This window comes from Brevibacterium daeguense (assembly GCF_021729135.1).
Lineage (GTDB): Bacteria > Actinomycetota > Actinomycetes > Actinomycetales > Brevibacteriaceae > Brevibacterium > Brevibacterium daeguense.
The window spans coordinates 17,199-41,497 of the sequence record NZ_JAJTWW010000015.1; the positions used below are offsets into that span (position 1 = coordinate 17,199).

The following is a 24,299-nucleotide window of genomic DNA, read 5'->3' on the forward strand; positions in this document are numbered from 1 at the left end:
TCACTCGGCATTCTGGAAAAACTCACGACTTAGCGTAGGCTATGCCGAGTATACAGAGCCTTTCCAGACTCGATACATGCAGTCTGCATCTTCATGTGTGGACCGCCGGTCCCAGTTGTCTAGAGGAGAAGCTGATTTCTGCTGTGAGCGCCTGTTCGGATGAGGTCTGCCAGACAATCCCGGGCGAGCAGTGACAGAAGTTCAGCTCCTCGATCCGCGGGATGTCCCCGCTCGGAAGAAGCCCCAGCGGGCTGCAGTCCGTGCTGTGACTGATGGTCTGATCTTTGCGACGTTCATCTGGATCATCTCGCTTGCGCGATACGACTTTGCCCTCGCTGCACCGAATTACCCAGGCATTGCGATCTGCTCGGCGATTGCCTTTCTGACCGTTGTGGTCGCTGGTTCGTGGCAGACATACCGCGGCCGCTACCCGAAGGAATCTGCCGATGAGCTCGTGGCCATCGGAGGTATGGTCGCTGTGGCCTGCGGCATCATGTATTTGCTCAACGCCTTTCAACCTGGTCGACCCCTGGTGCCGATGAGCACACCCGTCTCAGCTGCGGCAATGACAGTGGTGACCATCGGAGTCATCAACTGGACCCGCTCAACCATGCGCTACCGGCAACGCGGCAAATCCGGCCACGCTAAATCCGCACTCATTGTGGGCGCAGGCGCTCATGGGATGCTGGCGTTGCGAGTCATCCGGGACGATCCTCGCGAAGAGTACGTGGCAGCTGGCATGCTTGATGACGACCCGGGCAAGCGGCATCTGCGGGCAGACGGTGTTCGCGTCTTGGGCTCCCTTGGCGACGTCAGTCGTGCGATCGAACGAACCGGCGCCCAGACTTTGATCATCGCGATTCCCACCATCGACCCGGGCAAGCTCGATCGCCTGATGAAAGCGTCGGCGGAGGCAAACGTTGATGTCAAGGTCCTACCGGAGTTCGACGCTACTGACATTCGCCATAGGGAAGTGTCGAGTACTTCGGCGATCGCGCTGAGACCGGGCAGCTTCCGATCTGTAGAACTCGATGACCTGATAGGCAGACAGCCTATTCACACCGACATCGAGTCCATCTCTTCCTATCTGGATGGCAGAACTGTGCTGGTGACGGGTGCTGGCGGTTCGATTGGCTCATTCCTGTGCTCGCAGATCTCTCGGTTCGCTCCGGGACGTCTGGTCATGACAGATCGCGATGAGTCCGGGCTTCACGCTACGCAATTGGTGCTTGATGGTGCTGCCCCGTTGACCAGTGACAACCTGATCCTCGGAGACTTGCGCGACCGCTCCTTCGTTCAGGCCCTTTTCGACGAGGTTCGGCCGGACATCGTCTTCCACGCCGCCGCGCTCAAGCACCTGACCTTCTTGGAACGATTTCCCGACGAAGCGATCAAGACGAACGTCGGGGCCAGTTTGGCGCTGCTGGAAGCCGCTCGGGACGTCGGCGTCGAGCGCTTCGTGCACATCTCGACCGACAAGGCCGCCGATCCCACATCGGTCCTCGGAGCGACGAAGCTCATCACCGAGCGGGTGGTCGCTTCGATGGCCGCAGAAACCGGTCGGAATTTCATCTCCGTCAGGTTCGGTAACGTGTTGGGTTCGCGAGGGTCTGTTCTCGGCACCTTCGTGACGCAGGTTTCTGCCGGTGGACCGGTGACTGTGACAGCGCCGGGAGCAAAACGTTACTTCATGACCGCGGCTGAAGCATGCGAGCTGGTACTGCAAGCCGGGGCAATCGGACGACCTGGCGAAAGCTTGGTCCTGGACATGGGTGATCTCGTCAGCATCGAGGACCTGGCGAAGCGCGTGATCGCGCTCAGCGGCCGCACCGGAGTCGAAATCGTCTACACCGGGCTGAGACCGGGCGAAAAGCTCCTGGAGCAGCGGTTGGGGAGCGATGAGGTTGACGTTCGTCCTTCGCACCCTCTGATCACGCAGGTTCCTATTGAACCTATTGACGTGGGGACAATCAGAGAATTGCTGTCGATGACCGAGGCGCGCGCCTCGGAGGACCAGAGGAGACATCTTCGAGCGGAGCTGCGAGAGATGTTGTGTTCGACAGTTCGAGAGCGGCCGGCGCGGGACCTGGCGTGAGTTTGGCCCTCCTGGTCAGCGCCGCTGTCGCATGCCTTGCAAGTTTCGCAGCTTGTCGCGTTCTCATCCCGCTGCTCCGGCGCTTCGGGGTGATCGACGTGCCTTCTGCCCGGTCCAGCCATCTGCGTCCGGTGGTGCGCGGGGGAGGACTGGCTGTCGGGGCGGGTGTCACGGTGGGAAGTGCTGTAGGTGGAACGATCGGCCTGCTCACCGGCGACATCACGATGTTCAGCGCGGTCGTGGTCATCGGTCTGTTCGTCCTGATCACGTGGTGCTTCAGTGTGCTTGGGTTCATGGACGATCTCGGCTCCATGTCCGCCGGGCCTCGGCTGGTTTTCCAGGTCCTGATTGCGGTGCTCTTCGCCGGCGCGCTCGGCTGGCTGCACGGTCACGGGCTTTTCGCCATCGCAGCAGTAACCCTGATGGTCGTCTCCACTGTGAACGCAGTGAACTTCATGGACGGGTTGAACGGATTGACCGCATCCTGGACAGTCGTCACCGGCTATTGGTACGCAGTGGTTGCCCTTGCCGTCGACGAGCCGGCCGCCGCCGTGATCTCGACAGCTCTGGCCGCTGCCGCTGCCGGCTTCCTGCCAGACAATATAGGTCGAGCGCGCGCGTTCCTCGGCGACGTGGGAAGCTACGGAATCGGCGGCTCCGTTGCTGTGCTCGCCACCTACCTGATGGCCCAGGGAACAGACTTCCTGCTGGTGGGTGCGCCTCTGCTGCTCCTGTTCTTCGACGTAGGTCTAACCCTCGCTCGACGGCTCTATGCTCGTGAGAATCTGTTCCAGGCACATCGCTGGCATCTCTACCAGAAGGCGCAGCAGGCCGGCCTGGGGCATGAACAGGTGGCAGGTGTCTACTCGGGTCTCACGCTGTTGTCATGCCTGATCACCGCGCCTCTGCTGGCCTATCCTCATCCCGTGATGACGTCCGTGGTGCTCCCGTTGCTGCTTGTTGTCGTACTGATCTACGCCAACCTGCCGGCGATGGTTCGGGCCCGCGCACGGGAAGCGAGCGTGGCCTCGTGAGGATCCTCCTGCTCACACACTTCTATCCGCCCGAGCTCGGTGCGCCACAGCGTCGCTGGCGCGAGCTGGTCAGTGGTTTCATCGCGGCGGGGCACCAGGTCGCAGTGTGCACGCCGGTGCCGCACTACCCGCATGGGACGGCAGCGGCGCTGGGCGCCCAGGGCACGCGAATTCTGGAATGGGAGGACGGAACGCTGGGGGAGCGGATCCTGCGTCTGCCGTACGTGCCGTGTTCGTCGTCGATGATCCGGCAGCTGTTCGACCAGAGCGTGTCGTCAACCGCCGCCTGTCTGGTCGGCACCACGCTGAGAGGCAATCCGCCCGACGTTGTCATCTCCACCTCGCCCGGCCTGCCGATGCTGTTCACCGGAGACGCCATTGCGAGGATGCTGGAAGTCCCGCATGTCGCAGAGATGCGGGATGCTTGGCCGGACCTGATCGGCGATCTGCATCTGGTGCGCAAGATGAGCAGGGGACTCGTTCCCGGGGCTCTTGCCGAGGCGATCGAACAGCGCGGGCTTCCTGCACTGTTCGACTGGGCAGAAAGGCGGGCGGACGCCGTGGTGGTCACGACCGAGGGCTTTGCGGGAAGACTCCGCGCCCGGGGGCTGCGGCAGGTTGTCTGCATCCGCAACACTGCAGTTCCGTACAGGCCGAGCGCCCAATACCGCGATCGCGCCGCCGGTGATCCGCTGCGCCTGCTCTACGTCGGAACCGTAGGCCGCTCCCAGGGCCTGGACATGGTCGTCAGGGCCGTGCGAGCCGTGCCGAACGTCGAATTGCGGATCGTCGGGGCAGGAGCCGCGAAACCGGCGCTGGAAGTGCTCGCTGCTCCCACGTCCGACCGGATCCGCTTCTCCCCTCAGACTACGGGCGAGGAACTCGAAGACCTCTGGCGATGGGCGGATTCAGGGCTCGTGAGCCTTGCCGATGTCCCGGCCCACGAATACACGGTGCCCTCGAAGCTCTACACGCTCATGGCGCGCGGCGTACACATCACTGGGATCCTCGCGGGCGAATCTGCCCAGATTGTGGAGCAGTCAGGAGCGGGACACGTTGTTCCTCCTGGGAACGAGCAAAGATTGAAGGAGCTGCTGAAATCGCTGAGCTCAACCGCGGGCAGCTTGCGCCCCTCTCCCGAGGCTCAGGCCTGGTTGCATCGGAACGCGTCTCCCGACTCCCAGCTCGGGGCGTACTTGTCGCTGCTGGAGGAGTGCGTGGCATGAGCGCGTCTTTCGTCTTCAGGCAGGCGGTGACCCTCAGCAGGGTGATCGCCGAACATGTGACATCCGATCCGGTCTTCTTCGGCATGCAGGCATCGCGCAGGCTGCCTCGGATGTACTCCAAGGGAGTGGGCAGGCTCCTTTCCAAGCGGAAGCACCCGGCCGTGCAGGCGACCGGATTGTGGCTCGGCGGTGACCTGTCGGAGGCGCGGAAGGTCGTGCGGGCTGCGACAGGCAAGACGCGAGGGATCTCAGCGCGCGTCCTCGGTGAGATCGCACTCCACGTAGGAATGCGTGACGAGGCGGAGCAGTTCGCGGCAGTGGCAGGGACCGGTAGCGGTGCGCGGGCCCTGCGGGCTCGAATTGCCGGGTACCTCGGAGACATGACCGGTTCCATCGCTGCGGCGCCTCGCGGGAGACCGCGGTCCCGGCTGGAGTCGGAGCGAGCCGCTTTCGCTCGTGGGTGGTACCCGGCTGTCACTCGGAGTCGCGACGTCACGCAGGTGCCGAAGGCGGATGTCGTCTTCTCTCTGACGAACTCGCTGCCGCATACGCAGTCGGGCTACACCCTCCGGACTCACGCAATCCTGCAGGCGGTGCAGGGGACGGGTGTTGGCGTGTTGGGGACGACGAGAACGAGCTATCCAGTGTCCGTCGGCCGTTTCTCCTGGCGCGACCACGACATCGTCGACGGGGTGACGTATGTACGTGACGTCCCCTGGAACCACGGCAGGACCGTCGAGGAGCGGATTGAGAAGCAGGCGGAGTTCTTGGCCGGCGTGGCGAGGGGGTCGGATGCCAAAGCACTCCATACGACGACCCATTTCGTCAATGGAGTCGCAACGAGGGCAGCCGCTGAGCACCTCGGGCTTCCCTGGATCTATGAGGTGCGCGGAGTGCTCGAGGAGACCTGGGCGGCAGGTCGCGGCACGGCAGAGGAAAACCAAGCAGTTCGAGGCAGCGAGCGATTCTCGCTCTTCCGTGACCGCGAGACAGAGGTCGCGCTCGCAGCCGATCGGGTTATCACTCTCGGACAGACGATGGCGGCGGAGCTCGTGCGGCGTGGCGTCAACGAGGACAAGATTCTGGTAGCTCCGAACGCGGTGAGCGCCTCGGTCCTGCAGGCCGATGTTTCGATCCCTGCCGGCCAGGTGCGGGCGGAGCAGGGCCTTCCGCGTGACGGCGTGTGGGTGGGCACTGCGGCGTCAATCGTGGGATACGAAGGACTCGACGTTCTGGTCGATGCGGTCGAAAAAGTGCGCAGCGCAGGCGTCGACCTCAGACTCCTCGTGGTCGGCGACGGCGTGGAGCTGCCTGCTCTGCGCGAGCAGGCGAGGCCGCTCGGAGCAGCGGCGGTTTTCACGGGTCGAGTGCCGCAGTCCCACGCTCACAGCCTCGTTCGGTGCCTGGACGTGTTCGTGGTGCCGCGCAGGGACGACCCGGTCTGCAGCCTGGTGACTCCGCTGAAGCCGGTCGAAGCCGCAGGCTTCGGGCGTCCTGTCGTCCTCAGCGACCTGCCAGCTCTGACCGAGTCTTTGCCTCCCGGGGCATTTATTTCTGTGCCACCGGGAGACGCTTGTGCACTAGCCGATACACTCACGTGGTTGGGTAGGGACGAGGACACCCGAGCAGCGCTTGCCGCTGCGGGGCGGGATTTCGTCAGGCGCGAAAGGCGCTGGGACGGAGTCGGACGTGCCTACGCTGAACTGTACGAGGGCCTTGGGCTGGAAGTGGGAGGGAGCTTGTGACTCAGATCGATCCCGCGCAACTCAAGACGTCGATCACAGTTCCGTCGTGGACGTTGGGAGACGTCGGCCGGCGTACCCCACCGGATATCTATTTCGAACAGCTGTGGAAGCGGCGCCACTTCATCCTGGCCGAGTCGAGGGCGAAGGTCGCCGGAACAACGCGGCGGAATCTGTTGGGCTACGCCTGGCTGGTGCTGAATCCGCTGCTGAATGGCCTCGGTTATTACTTCATCTTCGGATACCTGCTCAATACCTCGCGTGGCATAGAGAACTTCGTCGGATACCTGCTCATCGGCGTGTTCTTCTTCCAGTTCACCATGCGCAGCGTGACCGGGGGCGCCCAATCCATTCGCAGCGGTCAGTCGATGATCAAAGCGTTCTCGTTTCCCCGGGCGGCTCTGCCGATTTCGGTGGTGGTACGCGAGGTCATGAACTTCCTCCCCACATTCGTGGTGATGGTGGTCGTCATCCTCCTCTTTCCACCAATGGAGAACATCACATGGCGAGTCCTCCTGATAGTTCCGTGTTTTGCGCTTCAGGTGCTGTTCGCGCAGGGGTGTGCGTTCATCGTGGCTCGGCTGTGCCATATGGTTCCGGACTTCGTGAACATCATCCAGGTGGGCGCTCGCTTCTGGCTGTACGCCTCGGGCGTCTTCTTCTCGATCGACCGGTTTGTCGAGCAGCCGGTCCTCACGGCGATCATGAAGATCAATCCGATGTACTCCTATCTCCAGATCGTGCGCAACTCCCTTCTGTACGGCGTCGACTCGCCCATCTGGATGTGGCTGCTCGGGACGGGGTGGGCGATCAGCTTCCTGATCTTCGGATTCCTCTTCTTCTACCGGGGGGAGGAGACCTATGGCCGAGCTTGACCCCCGTGCGCGCGACGCTTCGGTCGTCGTCGAGAACGTCCACATGAGCTATACGGTGCGAACCAGCGGCTCGGGCAGCAGGCGACCGCTGGACCGAGCCACCCGCAAGCTGCTCGGCCTGGGCTCCAAGGAGAGGGTGCATGCTCTGAAGGGCGTCAGCCTCGTCGCGCGGCGAGGCGAGTTCGTCGGAGTGATCGGCGCCAACGGCTCCGGGAAATCGACTCTCCTTCGGCTCATCGCCGGGGTGGAGCGCCCCGACGAGGGCAGAATCCTTGCGCGACGGCAGCCGACGCTTCTGGGTGTGAATGCCGCGCTGCAGTCGTCGCTCTCCGGCGCGGCGAACATCCGGCTCGGATGTCTGGCGATGGGCATGAGTCCGGAGCAGGCGGACGCGGCATTCGACGAAGTCGTCGAGCTCTCCGCGCTGGGAGACGCGGTTTACCGTCCGATGGGGTCGTATTCCTCCGGCATGGGATCGCGGCTCCGGTTTGCCATCGCGGTCGCCGCGAGGCCGTCCATCCTGCTCATCGACGAGGCGTTGTCGACGGGGGACGCGACCTTCGCCGAGCGAAGCGAACAGGCGATGAGCCAGATGCTGGAAGATGCCGGCACTGTATTCCTCGTCAACCATGCGGCAAAGGTCATCCAGGACCTATGCACCCGCGCGGTGTGGCTCCACAAGGGCGAGGTCGTCATGGACGGTGAGGCCGAACACGTCGCCGAGAAATACCGCTGGTGGGCCTGGAATCTGGCCAAAGGGAACCACGAGACCGCTGAGAAGCTGCTGACACAGGCGGTCGAAGAGGGGGAAGCGGAATCTGTGCACGTCCTGTCAACGTCCCCGATGCATATGGAGGAGCCCCGCCACTCCTCGCGGGTTCGCATCTCCCCACGCCACCGGTCGAGGAGCGTGGTCCCCGAACGGGAGCCGATTCCCGTGCGCCGGCCGACCATAGAGACCGATATGCTTCCCGTGATCTCCGAGAACCAGATCGTCCTGAGACCACCTGCGGAGGAAACTCCCGTGGCACGTCACGCGAAGAGACGATGAGCGCTGACGTGACTCAGAAAGCCGAATGCACGAATACTCAACGGATCGCGATCTTCGGATCGTGCGTCAGCCGTGATACGTGCGAGTACATCTCCGGTCCGATCGTCGAGGCTTATGTGGCACGGCAGTCCGCGATCGTCTCGCTTCAGCCGGTTGGGGAAGCAACATTCTCCTCGGACTCGCTCGACTCGCCCTTCCAGGCGAAGATGTATGAAGGTGATCAGCGCGGGGACGCCGTCCAACGTCTGATCGGAGCAGAACCGGACGTCATTCTCATCGACCTCGTCGATGAGAGGCGAGGCGTCTGGCAGTTCCCCGACGGATCGTTCCTGACCAACTCGGTGGAGGCGTCGCGTACCGGAATGGAGAGTCGGGCACCGGAACTCGGGGCGCGCCTGATCGAGTTCGGCACAGACGAGCACTTCTCCCTGTGGTCGAGGGCCTTCGACAGCCAGGTGCAGGAACTGGCGGACGCGGGTCTGCTGGCAACTTCCGTCTTGCTGGACATCGAGTGGGCGGCAGCGTTGAGCGGCCACCCCTATCCGAGCACAAGCCTCCGCAGCACTTTGGGCCGCCGCGTCCGTAGAGGGCAGCGGCGGGCCAGGAACAGCGTCCGTCGGCTCCAGCAGGGCGCGGGTCTCGCCCAATCACTGAAAGCCGCACAGGAGATCAGCGAAACCCAGGCCGAATCTTTCGCGCGGCGAGCCTTTGAAGCCAATGAGCGATTGCAGCGTTACACCGGCCACGCTCATCGCCGCCTCGGTACCCGCGTCCGCAGAGAGTCCAGCGCCCTGCGGATCGATCCCGAACACAAGTGGGGCCCCGAACCTTACCATTACCGAGGCCAGGATTACGTTTCCATAGCCGCCGAGATCTGTGCGATTGCGAGCCGGAGACATGAAGACAGCTGACCGTCCAGCACGTGTGATTGGAGAACCGCACACATGAGCAGATCATTCTCTGCCGCGCGCCGGAGTATCTGGCGGATACGGTATTCGCTGGGGCAGGCCATCGCCCCCAAGCTTCCCTCCGCTCCCGCGAAATCGGATTCTGGGCGGCGATCAGGGGAGGACGACAGCGGGGGATCCGCGACAGTGCGAAGCGAGGCATCCGCTCTCTGGGCGGAAGGCAGGAAGACGGACGCCTTGGACCTGCTGCGCCGCAGCTTGCGCGACATGCCGAACGACAGCCTCCTGTGGATGTCGTACGGCAATCGCCTCCAGTCCGACGGGCGTTTCGATCCCGCCTACATCGCCTTCAACAACGCGGTCGAGGTGGACGCCGGCAATTTCGCTGCTCTCGAGTCCTTCATCGCAATGGCCGCCAGCCGGCAGGAATTCTCGCGAGTTCGGGAAGTCCTCACTCGGCTCCCCGAAGCGATCAAGGGTCGCCCTCATCGACTCCTGCCGTCGCTCGACTTCTCGATTCCCAATCGCATCGATGAGGCCGTCGACGTCGTTGCCCGTGAGGGTGACATGATTGCGCAGGCAGTGGTGGAGCTCCACCGGTCCGACGGTCAGGCAACGCTTGAAGACTTGGATGAAGTCGAGACTGCTCAGGCAAGAGCGATCTTCTGCTTGGCACGGGGGCGGAGGGCGGCAGCGATTGAAACAATCCGTCAGCTGCCAGAGGACAAGGTGCCGGTTACGAGCCTGCGCCTAGCGATCCGCCGAGAACTTGCACGTGATCAGCACGACGCGGCCCCTGGACTCTTGAGCGAATACCTCCGCGCTCGACCGGATGACGCGTGGGCGAAGAATAAGCTTCGCGTTGGTAAGGTGCGAAGCGATCACCAACTTGCTCAGTCTGGTTTTCCTTTTCCTCCCGCAGCGGAGATAAGGTCCTATTCTCCGCAGCAGAACAAGGTCGCATACCTTCTGCACAATTCGCTTCCCTACCATTCCGCGGGCTACTCGACGCGCACGCACGGTCTGTTGTCCGCTGTTCGGCAGCAGGGTTGGGACATGGTCGGCGTAACTCGGCTTGGGTATCCCTACGACATGCCCCAGTACAAGGAGCTCGGTCCCATTCAGGCAATCGACATAGTCAACGGCGTGCCGTACCACCGGTTGAGCACGGAACCGGGCCTTGAGATGAAGAAGCCCATCCAGCAGTATGTCGACCGCTATGTCGAAAGGCTGAAGGTCTTCGCCGAGGACGAAAAGCCGTTCCTGCTGCACGCCGCGTCGAACCATTGGAATGGCCTCGCAGCAGTTTCCGCAGCTCTTCAGTTGGGTTTGCCCTCGGTCTACGAAGTTCGGGGGCTGTGGGAAGTGACACGCGGCTCCCGCGACCCGGAATGGGCAAGCGGAGGAATGTACCGGTTCATGGCCCGCATGGAAGCTGACGCTGCCTCCAATGCCACACACGTTCTAGCTATCACCCACGCTCTGAAAAGCGAGCTGATCGCACGAGGCGTGGACGGAGAGAAGATCACTGTGGTGCCGAACGGCGTGGACTCATCGCGCTTCCGGCGCCGGGAGCGTGACCGTGAGCTCGCCCAGTCACTCGGCATCAACAACAAGACCGTGATCGGCTACGTTGGTTCGATCCTCGACTACGAGGGGCTGGGACTCCTCATCGAATCTGCCGGCAAGATTGCCAGCGAGCGTGACGATTTCGTGGTGCTGCTCGTCGGTGACGGTGCCGAGCTGGAGAAGTTCAGGACTGAGGTGGAGATCGCAGGGCTGCAGCACCTGTTCCGGTTCACGGGACGAGTCCCCCACGAGGAAGTCGAGCGGTATTACTCCCTGATCGACATCACCCCGTTCCCGAGGCTGCCGCTTCCTGTCTGTGAGATGGTTTCGCCATTGAAGCCATTCGAAGCGATGTCGATGGAGAAGGCGGTCGTTGCGTCGGACGTCGCTGCGCTGGCAGAGATTGTCAGACACGGAGAAACTGGGCTACTCCATGAAAAGGGCAACGCCGATTCCCTTGCGACTGCGCTGCGGCAGCTGTTGGACAACCACGAACTGCGCTCCCGCCTCGCGGTGAACGGGCGCCGTTGGGTGACTGAAGAGCGGCAATGGAGCCAGCTCGGGCGAACCATCAGCGACATCTATGAATCCTTGGGAGGACGCAGCAGTGCGCCGGCGGTCTTGACTGGTGCCGCTGCACTACGAGTCCCGTGAGCGAGATCGGCTAGTCCGCCGACTACTATTCCCCGTCATCCCCACACGTCCCCGGAGAGTGCGTGAACGAGAAGTTGTTGTACAGCAGAGGCTTCCTTCTGACTGGTGAAGGGCACAAGATCAGCGATCTGCCGTCTCATTGGGCATCCTTGACGTTCTCGGACTGTACCCTCTATTACGATCCGAGAGTGGAAGCGATCGTCACCGAAGGAACATCCGCCACTGTCGCCATTGTGGGATATGCAAGCGCAGAGATAGATGGGCAGAGGACCGCTGATCTGCGGAGCATTGCAGGACGGATCGCAGGTCGCCTGCCTGGGAATGCCAACTCGTTATTGGATGACTTGAACGGCCGATACGTTCTTTTTATGGTGTCCGATGGCCGTATAAAAGTGCAGACCGACGCCACCGGCTTGCGGCCGGTGTACTTCAGTCGTATCCAGCACCCGCCCGTGGTCGCTTCCCATGCCGATTTGGCCGCGCGGGCCAGCGGCGCGGTCAGTTCGTACGCTGCCGATCGAGGTTTCCTGAACGCCCAGAATCTTCGCTGTCCTCCGGGCCGGGAGACCGGCTACAACGGAATCGTCGCTCTGACGCCGAACGTGGAGCTCGACTTGGAGACACGAGCGACCACCAGAATCTTTCCTCGGCGCCCCGACCTCTCGGACTTCGAACCGCTTTCCGTGGCCGAGGTGGTGGCGAGCGCGCGGGAGCACGTCGCTTCTCTCGCGGAACAGCGAGGACAACTGCTGCTCTCTTTGTCGGCCGGAAAGGACAGCCGGGCCAGTTTAGCAATCCTTCGTCCTTGGGCGGAAGAGCTCCTGGCGTTCACCTACGACGTGACCTACAAGGAGAAGTCCCGCGCCAATCGGTTTGACGTTGTTGCTGCGGCGCAGGTCGCGTCCAAGGCCGGAGTCCGGCACAAGGTCTTACCGATACCGAAGATGGAGTCCGAATCGACCTTCTTGGATGTTCTCAAGCGAAACCGCAAGTGGGGCCACAGTGCATCCGTAGCGAGAGCCTACAGTGAGCAGCTTCCTGACGGCCTGCACTTCAGGTCGAATGGATATGCCGTCCTCGGCGACCACTATCGGTCCACGGGACAGAGCGCCGCTGAGACTCTGGATGCAAGCGAGATGGCCGCCATCGCTTCGCGGAGAAAGGCGCAGGCGCCGTTCGTCGTGGACATCTTTCGGGAGTTCGTTGACGGAACACAGTTCCCGGTGGTAGGCGCGGGAGTTCTTGACCCGCTTCGACTGTTCTATTGGGAGTACCGGTTGGGGGTGTGGGCGACCTCTATCGTTGCCGAGAGCGATATCGCCCACGAGACGTGCTTCCTCTTGAACTCCCGGAGGCTGATAGCGGGATCGATGCTGGATGCCGCAAATCGTGGCAGCACGAGCCCGCAGATCGACATAGTGCGGGAAGCGTGGCCGGACCTCCTGGAAGTTGACGTCAACGGAACGCACGTGGATAGCGAGGGGTCTTGATCCGTTGGTCTCTTCGCGAAAGGCAGATGCAGTTGATCTCATCCTGCGACGCGCCACGATTTGTTGTTGACCCGCTTGCTGATCCCGATTTCTGCAAACACTGACGTTGATGAGAAAGTGACGAAGCGTGGACTGTGTAGTCGTTGCGAGGCGATGGCCTTGTGAACCTCAGCTCCGGCGCCGGTAGCTGTCGGTACGAACGAGTTGAAATGAATGACAATTGTGGAAACAAATACAATACCCGGAATTGAGGCGAGGAATCGGTGCGAGTGATGGTTCGGAGGTTGGCCGGAACAGCGGGCGTTGTAGCGGTGCTCGCGGCGGTGCTCCTGGTGTTTGCAGCTGTGACTGGATCCCGGCTGGCAGCAGTATCTGCGAGCCTTATAGTCTGCACTTTGATCTTGTTGGCGAGCATCCTGGCTTTTCGCGTGATCGGCCGTTTTGCTACGTCGACGGACCAGTTTTCAACGCGAGCCGGAAATCTGGAGCGGCGAACTGGGCAGGTTGCTGAAGCGGCAGTATCGCTTCGGGACCGTATTGAGTCCGCGGAGCGTGACCTGGCCCAAATGAAGACCGAACTTTCTGAGCGCTCTGAAAAAGATGATGCTGAGGGTCAAGCGTTTGAAGCGCTTGCTCAGGAGGTGGCAAGGGTCCATAGGGACCTGAAAGTGCTGCGCCGGCGTGTTCCAGCAAACTTCCTCGCTCCCGTGAAATCAGACCTTGCGGAGCTCAAGAATGGAACCGCTGATAACACGCGTGTCGCCTTCGAATCCGCCCTTCAATTGGGTCGGAGACCAGAAAATATTATTTCCAAACACCAGGCGACCAAGCTCTTTCGCGATTATCTCAATCGCGACGAACTGCTCCAGCTGCGTCCGCTTATAGAGGGATTCGATCTCCTTCGAAAGCAGCAGCTGACCACTCTTCGCCGCCTGTATCGTTTCTACCGAGGCGCTGGCTATTGGGATTTGGCATCCACGATTCTGACCGAAGTGCACCGGAAATCCGGTCGCGACTCAGATGCTCATGCTGTCAAGAAGATTCAACACGAGATCGAGCTTTTCTCTTACCCGACGCTCGTGCATGCTGATCTTGCTCCCGGGAATGCGTATGATCCCACGGGCCCGATTCTGCATATGGTCGGACGAGTTCTCCCGCAGACTCAAACCGGATATACCCTGCGAACCCAATATACAGCTGTGGCTCAGGCCAAGAAGGGCTTGCCTGTTGCGGTTGTGGGACAGTCAGGCATCACTGACTTCCGGGGCGAAGAAGCTGCGCACTACACGCATATGGGCATCGACTACTACCTGTTGCCGGGAGATCCTCGTAACGAAATGCTCATCGACGACTGGCTGCGCGAGAACATCGTTCACCTGGGTCGGCTCGTTATGAAATTGCGGCCGAGCATTTTGCATGCCCAGTCCGACTTCTTCAACGCCTTGATCACTGATGCTGTTGGGAAAAAGTATGGCATTCCGACCGCTTATGAATCCCGGGGCTTTTGGGAAGAGTCGTGGCTTTCTAGAGTCATTGATTCGAACGACTGGGCGGATGAAGCCGCGCGCTTGTTCGCAATGTATGGGAAGCCAGCAGCCTACGAACTGCGCAAGCACGCCGAAGAAGTCTCCCGGTTGCTGCCAAACCATGTATTCACGCTGGCCGAGGTGATGAAGAGCCATATCTTGCAGGCAGCGGATGGTTCGCTCTCTGAAACCGATGTGACGATCGTTCCGAATGCAGTCGATTCCGGCAATTTCCCCGTGCAAGGACGAGATCAAGCACTTGCCGCGGAAATTGGTATTCCAGAGGGAGCTGTCACGATCGGTTACATTTCATCACTTGTTGAGTACGAAGGAATCGACACGCTAATCGATGCGTATCACCTTGCTAGAGCTTCTGTTTCCCAAACCACGTGTCTGCTACTGGTGGGCGATGGAGACTACCGGTCAACTCTCCAAGAGCACGTCGAGCGCCGAGGCGTCGAAAACGTAGTTTTCACTGGACGCGTGCCGCATGAGGACGTACTTCGGTACTACGGATTGATCGATATTTTCGTAGTTCCAAGAAAGCCTTCAGCTGTGGCCCACTTGGTGACGCCGCTCAAGCCGTTTGAAGCGTTCTCTACTGGGCGTGCTGTCGTGCTTTCAGATGTTGGCGCGCTGCAAGAAATTGCTGACCAATCGGGCGCAGTCGAAACTTTCCGCGCCGGTTCAGCGGACAGCCTGGCAGCGAAGCTGATTGCACTGATCAATGACCCGGAACGACGCCACGATCTCAGCAGACGTGCCGCTCGCTGGGTGCGAAATTATCGGTCCTGGGACAGAAACGTCAATGAGTATTACAAGGCCTACAGAAAGCTGGGATACTCAGGGCCGGACAACACTCTCATCGAATCGGAGATCGCATTAACTGAGCGAGGTATCAACCCCGGCGAGTTGCTGGAGGAACTTACGGCAGCAAAGCTGCCTCCGTCCAAGGGCTGGTTCACCATTCAGGACATTCGCCAGTCTGCGCGATCAGTTCTCGAAGATGGATGGCGGTTTGCAAGCTTCGAGCCAGTGCCGGTTACCAGCATCAGGGAGTGGTCACGATACGGCGAGGAGCATCGTTCATGGGGGTTCCACCTTCACGCCTGGGAGTTCATGGATCCGCTTATTCGGGAGTTCGATGAGGAGGGGGATCCACGGTGGATCGAGGCGGCAGTTCACATAGCGGTTCGCTGGATCGAGAGCCATCTGGGCGTCGATGAAGATCAAGATCCTATGGCTTGGTACGACATGTCGCTGTCCCTGCGAACGCCTCGGCTGCTCGCACTCGCCCTGCGCGCTGCCCGCATCGATGGGATGAGGGAGCAGACTGTGGTGCTTGCCGAGGCCATAGCGTGGCACCTTGATGAACTGCACAAGGACCGCGCTTTCAACCCGAACAACAACCATGGGTTCTATACCGCTGTGTCTCAGGTTCATGCCGCAAAGTACTGTCCGATGTTTCCGGCAGCTCAGCCCACCGCAGAAGAGGGTAAGGAGCGGCTGGCCCGAATGGCTCAGTCCCAGTTTGCGGTCGACGGAGTCCACCTCGAGCACTCGCCGGATTACCATCGGATGCTGCTCAACTCTTTCGAGCTCGCTGTCACTGACGGTCTTATCGAAGATGAGGAAGTCAAGGGGCGGATCGAACGCGCAGCTCATGTCCTTGGCTGGATGATTCAGCCCGATGGGACCCTTGTTCAATTCGGGGACTCGCCGGAGACGCGAATGGTGGGTCGTGAAGCCAAGTCAATTGACCCGGAGACGCAGTACATTCTCTCGGACGGTGAACAGGGAAGACGACCATCACTAGAGTTGGCAGTGTACTCAGATGGGGGTTACGCATTCGTCCGATCTCCACAGCCCAATGGACCGGGCGCCTTGCGCCAAAGTGGCTATCTAGCATTCAGCGCTGCCTTCCATTCTCGTGCCCATAAACATGCGGACGATCTGAACCTCGTCTGGTTCGACAGGGGCCAGCAGATCTTGACGGATAGCGGACGATTTGGCTATGGCGATCTCCTGCCAGCCGATTCGCCGATGCGTCGCGACGGCTTCTACTATGCAGCACCGGAACGCCAATACGTCGAAGGCACGATGGCCCACAACACCCTCATGATGGACGGCCGCAATCAGGAGCGTCGAACCCGTACCCCTTACGGGAGTGGAATTGGAGAGTGCTCGGAAAACGACGGTGTGTTCGATCTGTCGGGAAGGGTGCATCACGCTGACTACATTCATCGGCGACGGCTCATCTATCGCCCAGGAAGCGAACTGCTTATCAAGGATTCTGTCTTCTCCCAGTCGCCCGAGACCCGGGAAGGCACGCTGTGGTTCAACATCTCCGGCATTTTCGAGGTCGAATCTGCTGAAGAATCCGTGGTCTTCGTCGCGAGTACCGAGGCTGGCTCATTGCGTCTGGTGGTCAGCGGTCCTGGAACAATGATCGAGCCTGTTCGAGGTCAGATGAATCCAATGCGCGGATGGCGGTCGAGACAGGATCGTTCACTTGAACCCACGTGGTCCCTTGGATTCAGGTTTCCTATCGATACAAGAGCTTCGGTGGAAACGAGACTCGCTCTCGAATAGGCGTACCGTCACCCAATAGTTCTTTCTTACTCCCTTGCTGAAAGGCCTTGTTATGAACGTCAACTTCATCTGCGTTGCAAGAAACGCGGCAGCAGGTTCCAGGCTTCCTGTGCTCTTTCAAGCGGCAGTGGACGACGCAAGAACGATTTTCGGCGAAGGCCAGGATCACCAGTGGAGTGACGGTAGAGTGGCCATCTTCAATGCGGATCGAATGCAGGGAGCATGGAAAACACCGACCTGGTTCGCTGAAAATTCCGAAGTCATTGCCGTATCCCAACCCCCAATTCCTGTTGACGCGGACTACACTCCCGAGCAGTACTGGAGTGGAGTCTCGACAATGGTTCGTAACGGCTCTTTTGACCGTCTGCTACCCAACCATTTCGGGATTCATCGCCGGCCGGACGGGTCGGTCCGCGTCTGGGCCGACTACCTGGGCATTGGTCGGTGTTATTACGTCATAAACGACGATTTTGTCGCTGCTTCAAATCACATAGGGATTTTGACTCATTTCCTCGAAGGGCCAGTGGAGGTGAACGGCGATGCAGTTGGCAGGTACGTGCATGCTGGCTGGTTCACCCTTGAGGATTCCCCAATTCGCGGTATTCGCCGACTGCGCGAAGCTTCCTGCATAGACGTGGCGGCGGACGGGACGGTTGATTTCCGGGAGCACACCGATCTCACTGACCTCGTAGGAGCGCGACCTGGTAAGCCTGATTATGAACACGTACTCGAACAGACTCGCACTATTGCGAGGAACCTTGATGCTCTGAGTGTCCGGACGCCGGCTGTGTATTTGAGTGGTGGTAGAGATTCTCGAATGACTGCGGCCGTATGGCTCAGCGGAGGAAGCGATGCTCGCGTAGTCACCCTCGGCACATTGGAAGCTGAAGCTGAGATCGCTCAAGAACTCATGGATATCTACAAAGGGAGCGAGCGCCCCGGCCAAGAGATCCGACACGACATCACGTTTCCCAGCCACTCTACGATTACGATGACTCTGGCCGAGAGGTTGGAGAACGCGTTCGCGATGTGGGACGGCGACGCCGCTCCCACAAACATCAAATCGAACGTCCGCATTCCCAAGGGTTCCGCTGGTTTGAGTATTGGCGGTGTCGGCGGCGAAATCATGCACGGTTATTATTACCACCGGCCGGGAGACTATGAGCGCATTGAGAAACTGCCTCATCCGGTTGCTTATGCTGCAAGAAGCTTCCGTGGTGCTGTAACATCCGACCGCGCGAGTAAGGCGATGGAGGGTTTCTTCGACCACATTTATGAAAGAGCCAAACGTCACGGTCGCCCCGACATAGCCTCATTGGATTACCTCTATCTTACTGAGAAGTTTCGTCGATGGGGTAACCAGGCTCTTGGCTCGATGTCAGCGATCATGCTCTCCGGTCCAGCGTATGTGCGTGCATGCTTTGACCTAGAGCCAGCCGAAAGAGTAGAAAAGCGGTTTCCCCATGAAGTAGTAAGTCGTGCAATCCCGGCATGGGCTGGTGTTCGATACTACAAAGCGCATGTTGCTGACTCGCGAAAAAGTATGGCGAAGAAGTTGGCAACATTCGACACCGATCCAGAATACTTCTTCAATGTTTTCGAGAACCCCCGAGCCTGGCCTGAGTATTTCAATGTAGAAAAGATTGATGGCTTTCTTGACATAGTTCGCCGAGGCGAAGCTCTTCCATTTCATGAATCCTGGTTGAACCGTGCGGTTTGGGTTGATTATCTTGACTCGCACGTGGCCAAGCTCAACCGACGCGTGCGTGAGGTGCAGGGAAGATGAGTGAATTTTTCGACATCTCCCGGCTGGCTGTCGGCTTCTTTGCCGAGCGGCCGTCTGATTTGGCAAGGGCAAGAAGGTTGGTCGAGGGTGAACTCAAGCTGGGCGATTTTGTTCTTAGAGTTGACGACCCTGCCACCTACGACCAGCTTGACCATCTGCCGCGGAATCTCTGCTTGGAGCTGAACTCCTTACGGTGGCTGGATGTGTTGCGTCGCGCCGGTCCGAAGGTACGTGGTGCCGAAGAAGCCTGGAGCGAGATCTTCGGCGCGTGGTCACGATCGGATGCCGCCGCTGACGTGCAGTCGTTGGCGTGGCAACCTCTCCCCTTGGAGCAGCGGTGCATGGCGATTGCACTTGGTGCCCCGGCCAATAGTGACGCCCTATTGACTGTGAACCGGCACCTTGAGCAATTGGCGGGTGCGGAAGACCAGGCGGTGGCTGCAGATCAGCGGCTGCGTCTCTTGCATGTCCGCCTGGCGCTTCAGTTCCGGCAACAGGGATCAATGGAGTCATTGAGAAGTTCCGCGATTACAGCGTTGAATTCTGCATTCCGCGAAAGCGGCTATTCAATTGCAGAAGATCTGAAAGAGCTCGTGCAGGTAGCGGCTGAGTGGAAGGACACTCTGCAATTGCTTGGAGTTGCCGAGGAACACGAGTCGATGCGCCGACTACGCGGCATCGAATTCTGGCTGCAGGTGACGGATCCGGCGGGCAACCTCGTTCCAATGGGAGGGGCATTCCCCGAGGTACGGCCCGGCAGCGAGGATCCCAGGATGAGGTACGCGCTGACTGGAGGCGCTGAAGGCTTTCCACCGACTGCAATCCGCTACGTTGAGCCGGGCGGTTTAGTTTCTCTTCGGAGCGGATGGGGCGAAACCGAACGCGCTGTCGATGAAGAGACACAGGTAACGATGATTCTGGGGCCGGTCCGCGGGAGACGCGCCCATCAGGATCCGTCGCGCATCACTTACTTTTCGCGGGGGCGCTCCTGGCTCATCGACCCTCCGACAGAATCAGCTGCTGGGCATGAAGCGCATTCCGTCGTTTCTGTCGAAGATGTGCGCTATAGAACTAACGGGGAAGCGGAACTGGTACGGCAGTACTCGGATGAGCGCGTCGAGGGCTTCGTAGTCAAGAACAGCCTGTTTCTCCAAATCCAATGGCAGCGCCACGTTGTGTTTGCACGAACTGGAAATTACCTGGTGGTCGAGGACTCGGTCCGCTCGTCCGAACAGTTCGAAGCACATCTGCAATGGATAGTGGCGCCGGATCTCAATATCGAGCCCGTCGCGCGGGGCTTCTTGCTCCATGACGGCAACGATACAGTCGCGATCACTATCTCCACGGCGGCGCTGAGAGACTTCAAGATTGACGAGCTGAGAAACGACGGTGAACGCGTTGCCTGGCGTATACGGGTGCCCATGAGCGGAACCAGCAGCCGAGCCGTGACAATAGTCTCCGACGTTGGTGACCGTGAACATTTTGCGGCCCGAAGGATTCCTCGCTCAGGCAAGGAGTTCACAGTCGACATAGTCGACAAACACCTGCGAGAGACCCTTGTAGTGACTCCTGAGCTTTCTGCGGTGGTGCCGGCGGGGCTTGATCCTGAGGACGCTGTTACGCGCACCATCGAGCTCGCGGCCGCGGGAGCGCTTACTAACGAAGAGGCCCTTGAGCAGCGCCTTCTCGTCCGACGGGCTATTGAAGAGGTGAAGTCGCGAATACGCGACGCCGGGGCGGGGGTCGAAGCCCGATTACGTGGATTAGACGATCTGTCGAACATCGGAAGGGAGCTTCGTGTAACTGGTTTGCGCGACTATGGCTTCGCCGCAGCCTTGATCGACATTGCGGGCACTGATTTGGCTGACCGGCTTGCTAACCATCCCAGCGTCGGCAATGTGCGTCGCAGCCCTCTTACCCAGTGGGCAGATGAAGAGCTCGTCCAATCCAGTTATGCAGTTCCAGTCAGGTCCTCGTACGACTCCTGCACGGTGCCGGCTTCGGGGCGTGAGCCTTACATCTGGAGCGTTGATCTGGGGCAACTGGTCCTTTCCAGCTATCTCGTTGATCAACCGGGGGAAGTGCTCACGGTCTACTTCCATGGGGCCACAGATCGAACACGGTTTTCTGTACCGCGGTACGAGCGGCTACGATCCATGCCTCAGCTGGGCATCGGTCCGGTCATGTTCTTCTCTGACCCCTGCCTGGACTTGGACTCCCGGATGATTCTTTCGTGGTACGTGGGTACCGAAGATCTTGATCTCCACAACGAGATCGGCAAAATGATCGACGCGTACGCACGGCACAAGGGGATCGATAAGGTGCTTCTCGTGGGGAACTCCGGAGGTGGGTTTGCCGCGCTTCAACTCGGGAGTGTGCTTGAGGGCACTCGGGTAGTGTCGTTCAACCCACAGATTCAGATTGATCGCTATGTCCCGCGAATTTCCGAAACTGCTCATTGGAGTCTATTCGGGCGAGACACCGTGAACGACGACCCGATTTTGGCGCCGCGAATGGATTTAATCAAACGTTACCGATCATTTGGTTTCGACCAGGACGTTGTACTCATTCAGAATCCCGGTGATGACCTCCACTACAAGGACCATTTTCTGCCTTTCCAAGCTGAGTACGGCAATTCCGGTAATGCCGAAAGGCTCCACACTTTCACGCCTTACCTTGGTCCGGGGCATCGTGTTCCCCCCGTGCAGGAGTATCTTGACTATGTACGAAAGGCTGTAGTCGATGCCGATGGAGAGTGGTCCCTGAAAGGACTCCGGATAGCTGATCATGCCCGAATGGACTAAATACCACAAGATCTAGTTTCTCTCGGGACTCTCGACAGTTCTGGGCAGGTCTCGGTCGGTTCAACTGCCGAGATGCTCAATGGCCAGTGCGGGCAAAAGCGCAAAGGTGAACAATATGAAGGTTCTTCTGGCTCCGAGCAACGTAGCAAATCAGTCTACTTCAATGGCTGCGGGCTTGACTGATCTCGGCTATGACGTGGAGGTATGGAATTTTGGTGAAAGTCCGAACGATTTTCCGGTGGACCGAGTTTTCTCTCCGAAGTCAGTCGAAGACTATTTTTCGATTCTCGTCGAGAGCATCGAAGCCTCCTTTGATGTTTTCCACTTTCAAACCGCTCGTTCTCTGATTCCATCGAGAAGTGGACTGCCTCAGATGTGGGATCTTCCCCTTCTACGCTCGCTTGGAAAGCGGGTGATCGTCTCTTTCCACGGGTCTGATATACGTCGTGCAAGCCATCACTCGAGGGACCGCTGGAGCTTTTATAGATATGCAGATATCCCATGTGACGAAGAGAAGATCGACGTTCGGTTGGCGCTCATACACACGTTTGCTCATCAGACCACGGTGTCGTCAGTCTTAGACAGCGTCTATGCGCCCGGCGCTAAGTACCTGCCCAAAACTCTTAGAATGAGTGACTATGACATGGTTGGGCAAGTGCACAGGCGGAGACCAGTGGTGCTTCATGCCTCTCGAAGAAGGGAGACTAAGGGCACTTCGATGATTGAAGAGGCTCTGGGAGCCCTGTCCGGGACCTTGGACTTTGAATTCCGCGTGATTGAGGGCGTGAGCCATCAAGAATTGCTCAAAGCCATCGCAGAGGCAGATATCGTCGTCGAAAAGCTTCTCGGCGGAGACGCAGGAGTGCTGTCCCTTGAAGCGATGGCCCTAGGGAAAGTCGCCGTTGCAAGAATAAGCGATGAAGTGATCGCTGCTCACCCATCAATCCCTGTGGTTAACGCAAACCCAGACACGTTTCAAGAAGTTATCAGTGACTTGATTGAAGATGCACAAAAAAGGAAAGAGCTTGGCGAAGCCGGACGGGCATACGTAGAGTCTGAGCATTCTTCAAGTGTCGCTGGTCGAATTCTGGATGAGATTTATCGGTCGGCTAATCCAGGTCCAGCTCGACCCCATCCTGACTGGGCGAGTGACCCGTCGCCCCGCAAACTCGAGGCGGCGTACGCTCGAATCGGGCGTTTGGAACACAAGCTGGATGCTCTGAGAAGACGGGCCCACTGATGACCGATGAACTTCTGGTTCTCTTTTCCGGCTAGTCGTTCGTGTTTCTGCGAAATATGCTCAAAGGGTATTCAGATCTTGACGGGGAGTTATCACCGGATGCGGCAACTATCGAACGCGCTCGGCGTTGTGGTCATTCTGATTATGCTCGCCTCGTGTTCACTCGGCGTGGATGGGGAGCGAGGAACTGCCGAGGCGCCAAATCACTCGACGGGCAGCCCTGCAGTTCATTTCTCACAGGACTTTTACGGTCAATCACTTGATCGAGCTGCTATGAGCATCGAAGTCTCGAGCGAAAGGAATCAGCCAGGGATCGGTAAGAACAACCTTGGCATTTCCTTTGAGGCGACAGAGCTGGCGGATCCCCGCTGGGATCCGAGTGAGGGCAATGTCGACGAACTTCTCTCCGAGCTTGGTTCACCTGGTATACGCTTCGGCGGGAATAAACTGGACCGGAGCATGTTCTGGACCTCAGGAGGCGAGACCGCCCCCCCGGGGTACACCACGGTGACCCCCCGCGATCTCCGGCGTGTGAACCAGACTGTGATGAGGGTGGGGTCCCAGGTCACCCTCGGAATTCCCCTCGGTGATTTCGATCCCGAGCGAGGTGCCGACATGGCCAAACACGCCGTCGAGATCTTCGGCGACTCCCTACTGGCGATCTCGATCGGAAATGAGCCCAACGGGTTCACTGCGGATGGGCGAGAAGGTCTGCAGATTCGCAATCCAGGCGAGTGGGATGAGGACGCCTATGTCGCCCAAGCCAGGGAGTATGTCGATGCGATCCGAGGGGCAGTTGGGGACACTGTCCTGCTCGTTGGGCCTGGAGCATTCGAAGGCGCCTGGATGACAGCGTTCCTCGAGGCTGACTTTCCGGGCACTGCAGCGCTGAGCCAGCATTGGTACGCGACCTACGACTGCACATCGGAGGAGGTGCCGGGGCGCGGCCCGGAGTGGGAGAACCTGGTCGACCCGCTCGCGCACGAGAGCGCCGACCGACTTCTGTCCATTGGACTGGAGAAGGCGGACGCTGCCGGAGTTCCGCTCTGGGTCGAGGAGACTGGCCCGACTAGCTGTCCCGGCACTAATGACACGTCCCGGACCCACGCCTCGGCGCTGTGGACGGTCGACTACATCTTCCACGCCGCTGGGCTCGGCGTGGAGCGAATGAACATGCACTCTATGCTCGGTGCGTGCGCCGGCGGTGCGCCGATGTCCGTAGTGTGCTCGGTCCAAGGGACCGGTGAGAACGGGGAGGGTGAACTCGTCGGGCAGCCCAACTACCACGCGATGCGGCTCGCAAGCCTCAGTGTGGGCGGCCAGTTTTTGGAGACAGAGCTCGACGGCGGAGGCAATATGTATGCCTACGCGGTGGACATGGACACGCCGGCTGCGGGTGACGAGAAGATTCTTGTCACCGTGGTCAACAACAACGACATGGCCGAGTCCGGCGGCAATGAGGTGACCATAGACTTGCCCGAGGGCTATACCGCGACGCGAGCCGCTCAGATCCACGCTCCGTCCAACGCCGCAAAGAGCAAAACCGGATTCCGCGAACTCGCTCCGTTCGCAGAGACCGGCAGTGGTGTAGTGAGCTCCAAGGATGGGCAGCTCATCATTGACCTGGCGGCGAGTAGCGCGACGACGATCCAGTTCGCGAGATGATCCTGACTGAGGAACCCGCGGCTAGGCCTTTTGAGCCCACCC

The 24,299-nt window shown here is 59.7% G+C and carries 14 protein-coding genes; all 14 read left to right on the forward strand.

Going from position 1 to position 24,299, the window contains the following annotated elements; genetic code table 11:
* Positions 1-265: 265 nt before the first annotated feature.
* The 14 genes from LXN01_RS11875 (at position 266) to LXN01_RS11940 (ending at position 24,257) form a co-directional block, all read left to right on the forward strand.
* Entirely contained in the window at positions 266-2,095 is a 1,830-nt protein-coding gene (locus LXN01_RS11875) for a polysaccharide biosynthesis protein (protein ID WP_236865420.1), read from the forward strand.
* An 89-nt stretch (positions 2,096-2,184) separates the two neighbouring features.
* On the forward strand, positions 2,185-3,129 hold the full coding sequence (locus LXN01_RS16405) for an MraY family glycosyltransferase (RefSeq protein ID WP_236865422.1): 945 nt from the start codon (positions 2,185-2,187) through the stop codon (positions 3,127-3,129).
* A complete protein-coding gene (locus LXN01_RS11885) occupies positions 3,126-4,355 on the forward strand; it encodes a glycosyltransferase family 4 protein (protein WP_336885273.1) in 1,230 nt (409 codons plus the stop codon). The genes LXN01_RS16405 and LXN01_RS11885 overlap by 4 nt, the downstream gene beginning before the upstream one ends.
* Positions 4,352-6,100 (forward strand): glycosyltransferase family 4 protein, encoded by a 1,749-nt coding sequence (locus tag LXN01_RS11890; protein WP_236865424.1) that lies wholly within the window; start codon positions 4,352-4,354, stop codon positions 6,098-6,100. Before LXN01_RS11885 ends, LXN01_RS11890 begins: the two co-directional genes overlap by 4 nt.
* On the forward strand, positions 6,097-6,972 hold the full coding sequence (locus LXN01_RS11895; RefSeq protein WP_236865425.1) for an ABC transporter permease: 876 nt from the start codon (positions 6,097-6,099) through the stop codon (positions 6,970-6,972). Before LXN01_RS11890 ends, LXN01_RS11895 begins: the two co-directional genes overlap by 4 nt.
* Positions 6,959-8,023 (forward strand): ABC transporter ATP-binding protein, encoded by a 1,065-nt coding sequence (locus tag LXN01_RS11900; protein ID WP_236865426.1) that lies wholly within the window; start codon positions 6,959-6,961, stop codon positions 8,021-8,023. Before LXN01_RS11895 ends, LXN01_RS11900 begins: the two co-directional genes overlap by 14 nt.
* Positions 8,020-8,934 carry a DUF6270 domain-containing protein gene (locus LXN01_RS11905; protein ID WP_236865427.1) on the forward strand — a complete coding sequence of 305 codons (915 nt, stop codon included), beginning with the start codon at positions 8,020-8,022 and terminating at the stop codon, positions 8,932-8,934. The genes LXN01_RS11900 and LXN01_RS11905 overlap by 4 nt, the downstream gene beginning before the upstream one ends.
* 234 nt (positions 8,935-9,168) lie before the next feature.
* A complete protein-coding gene (locus LXN01_RS11910; RefSeq protein WP_236865428.1) occupies positions 9,169-11,154 on the forward strand; it encodes a glycosyltransferase in 1,986 nt (661 codons plus the stop codon).
* A gap of 62 nt (positions 11,155-11,216) precedes the next feature.
* Positions 11,217-12,644: an adenine nucleotide alpha hydrolase family protein gene (locus tag LXN01_RS11915; protein WP_236865429.1), complete on the forward strand. Its 1,428-nt coding sequence runs from the start codon at positions 11,217-11,219 to the stop codon at positions 12,642-12,644.
* Positions 12,645-13,039: 395 nt separating this feature from the next.
* Positions 13,040-16,762 carry a glycosyltransferase gene (locus tag LXN01_RS11920; protein ID WP_236865430.1) on the forward strand — a complete coding sequence of 1,241 codons (3,723 nt, stop codon included), beginning with the start codon at positions 13,040-13,042 and terminating at the stop codon, positions 16,760-16,762.
* 52 nt (positions 16,763-16,814) lie between these two features.
* Positions 16,815-18,548 (forward strand): asparagine synthetase B family protein, encoded by a 1,734-nt coding sequence (locus tag LXN01_RS11925; RefSeq protein ID WP_236865431.1) that lies wholly within the window; start codon positions 16,815-16,817, stop codon positions 18,546-18,548.
* Positions 18,545-21,352 (forward strand): heparinase II/III domain-containing protein, encoded by a 2,808-nt coding sequence (locus LXN01_RS11930; RefSeq protein WP_236865433.1) that lies wholly within the window; start codon positions 18,545-18,547, stop codon positions 21,350-21,352. The genes LXN01_RS11925 and LXN01_RS11930 overlap by 4 nt, the downstream gene beginning before the upstream one ends.
* Positions 21,353-21,467: 115 nt before the next feature.
* On the forward strand, positions 21,468-22,592 hold the full coding sequence (locus LXN01_RS11935; protein ID WP_236865435.1) for a glycosyltransferase family protein: 1,125 nt from the start codon (positions 21,468-21,470) through the stop codon (positions 22,590-22,592).
* A gap of 273 nt (positions 22,593-22,865) precedes the next feature.
* Positions 22,866-24,257: a hypothetical protein gene (locus LXN01_RS11940; protein ID WP_236865437.1), complete on the forward strand. Its 1,392-nt coding sequence runs from the start codon at positions 22,866-22,868 to the stop codon at positions 24,255-24,257.
* Positions 24,258-24,299: the final 42 nt, after the last annotated feature.

What these genes read in the sequence shown, in the direction of transcription:
- LXN01_RS11890 (WP_236865424.1), top strand. Translation starts at nt 4,352, where the DNA reads ATGAGCGCGTCTTTCGTCTTCAGGCAGGCGGTGACCCTCAGCAGGGTG.
- LXN01_RS11900 (WP_236865426.1), top strand. Translation starts at nt 6,959, where the DNA reads ATGGCCGAGCTTGACCCCCGTGCGCGCGACGCTTCGGTCGTCGTCGAG.
- LXN01_RS11905 (WP_236865427.1), top strand. Translation starts at nt 8,020, where the DNA reads ATGAGCGCTGACGTGACTCAGAAAGCCGAATGCACGAATACTCAACGG.
- LXN01_RS11925 (WP_236865431.1), top strand. Translation starts at nt 16,815, where the DNA reads ATGAACGTCAACTTCATCTGCGTTGCAAGAAACGCGGCAGCAGGTTCC.
- LXN01_RS11930 (WP_236865433.1), top strand. Translation starts at nt 18,545, where the DNA reads ATGAGTGAATTTTTCGACATCTCCCGGCTGGCTGTCGGCTTCTTTGCC.
- LXN01_RS11935 (WP_236865435.1), top strand. Translation starts at nt 21,468, where the DNA reads ATGAAGGTTCTTCTGGCTCCGAGCAACGTAGCAAATCAGTCTACTTCA.
- LXN01_RS11940 (WP_236865437.1), top strand. Translation starts at nt 22,866, where the DNA reads ATGAGCATCGAAGTCTCGAGCGAAAGGAATCAGCCAGGGATCGGTAAG.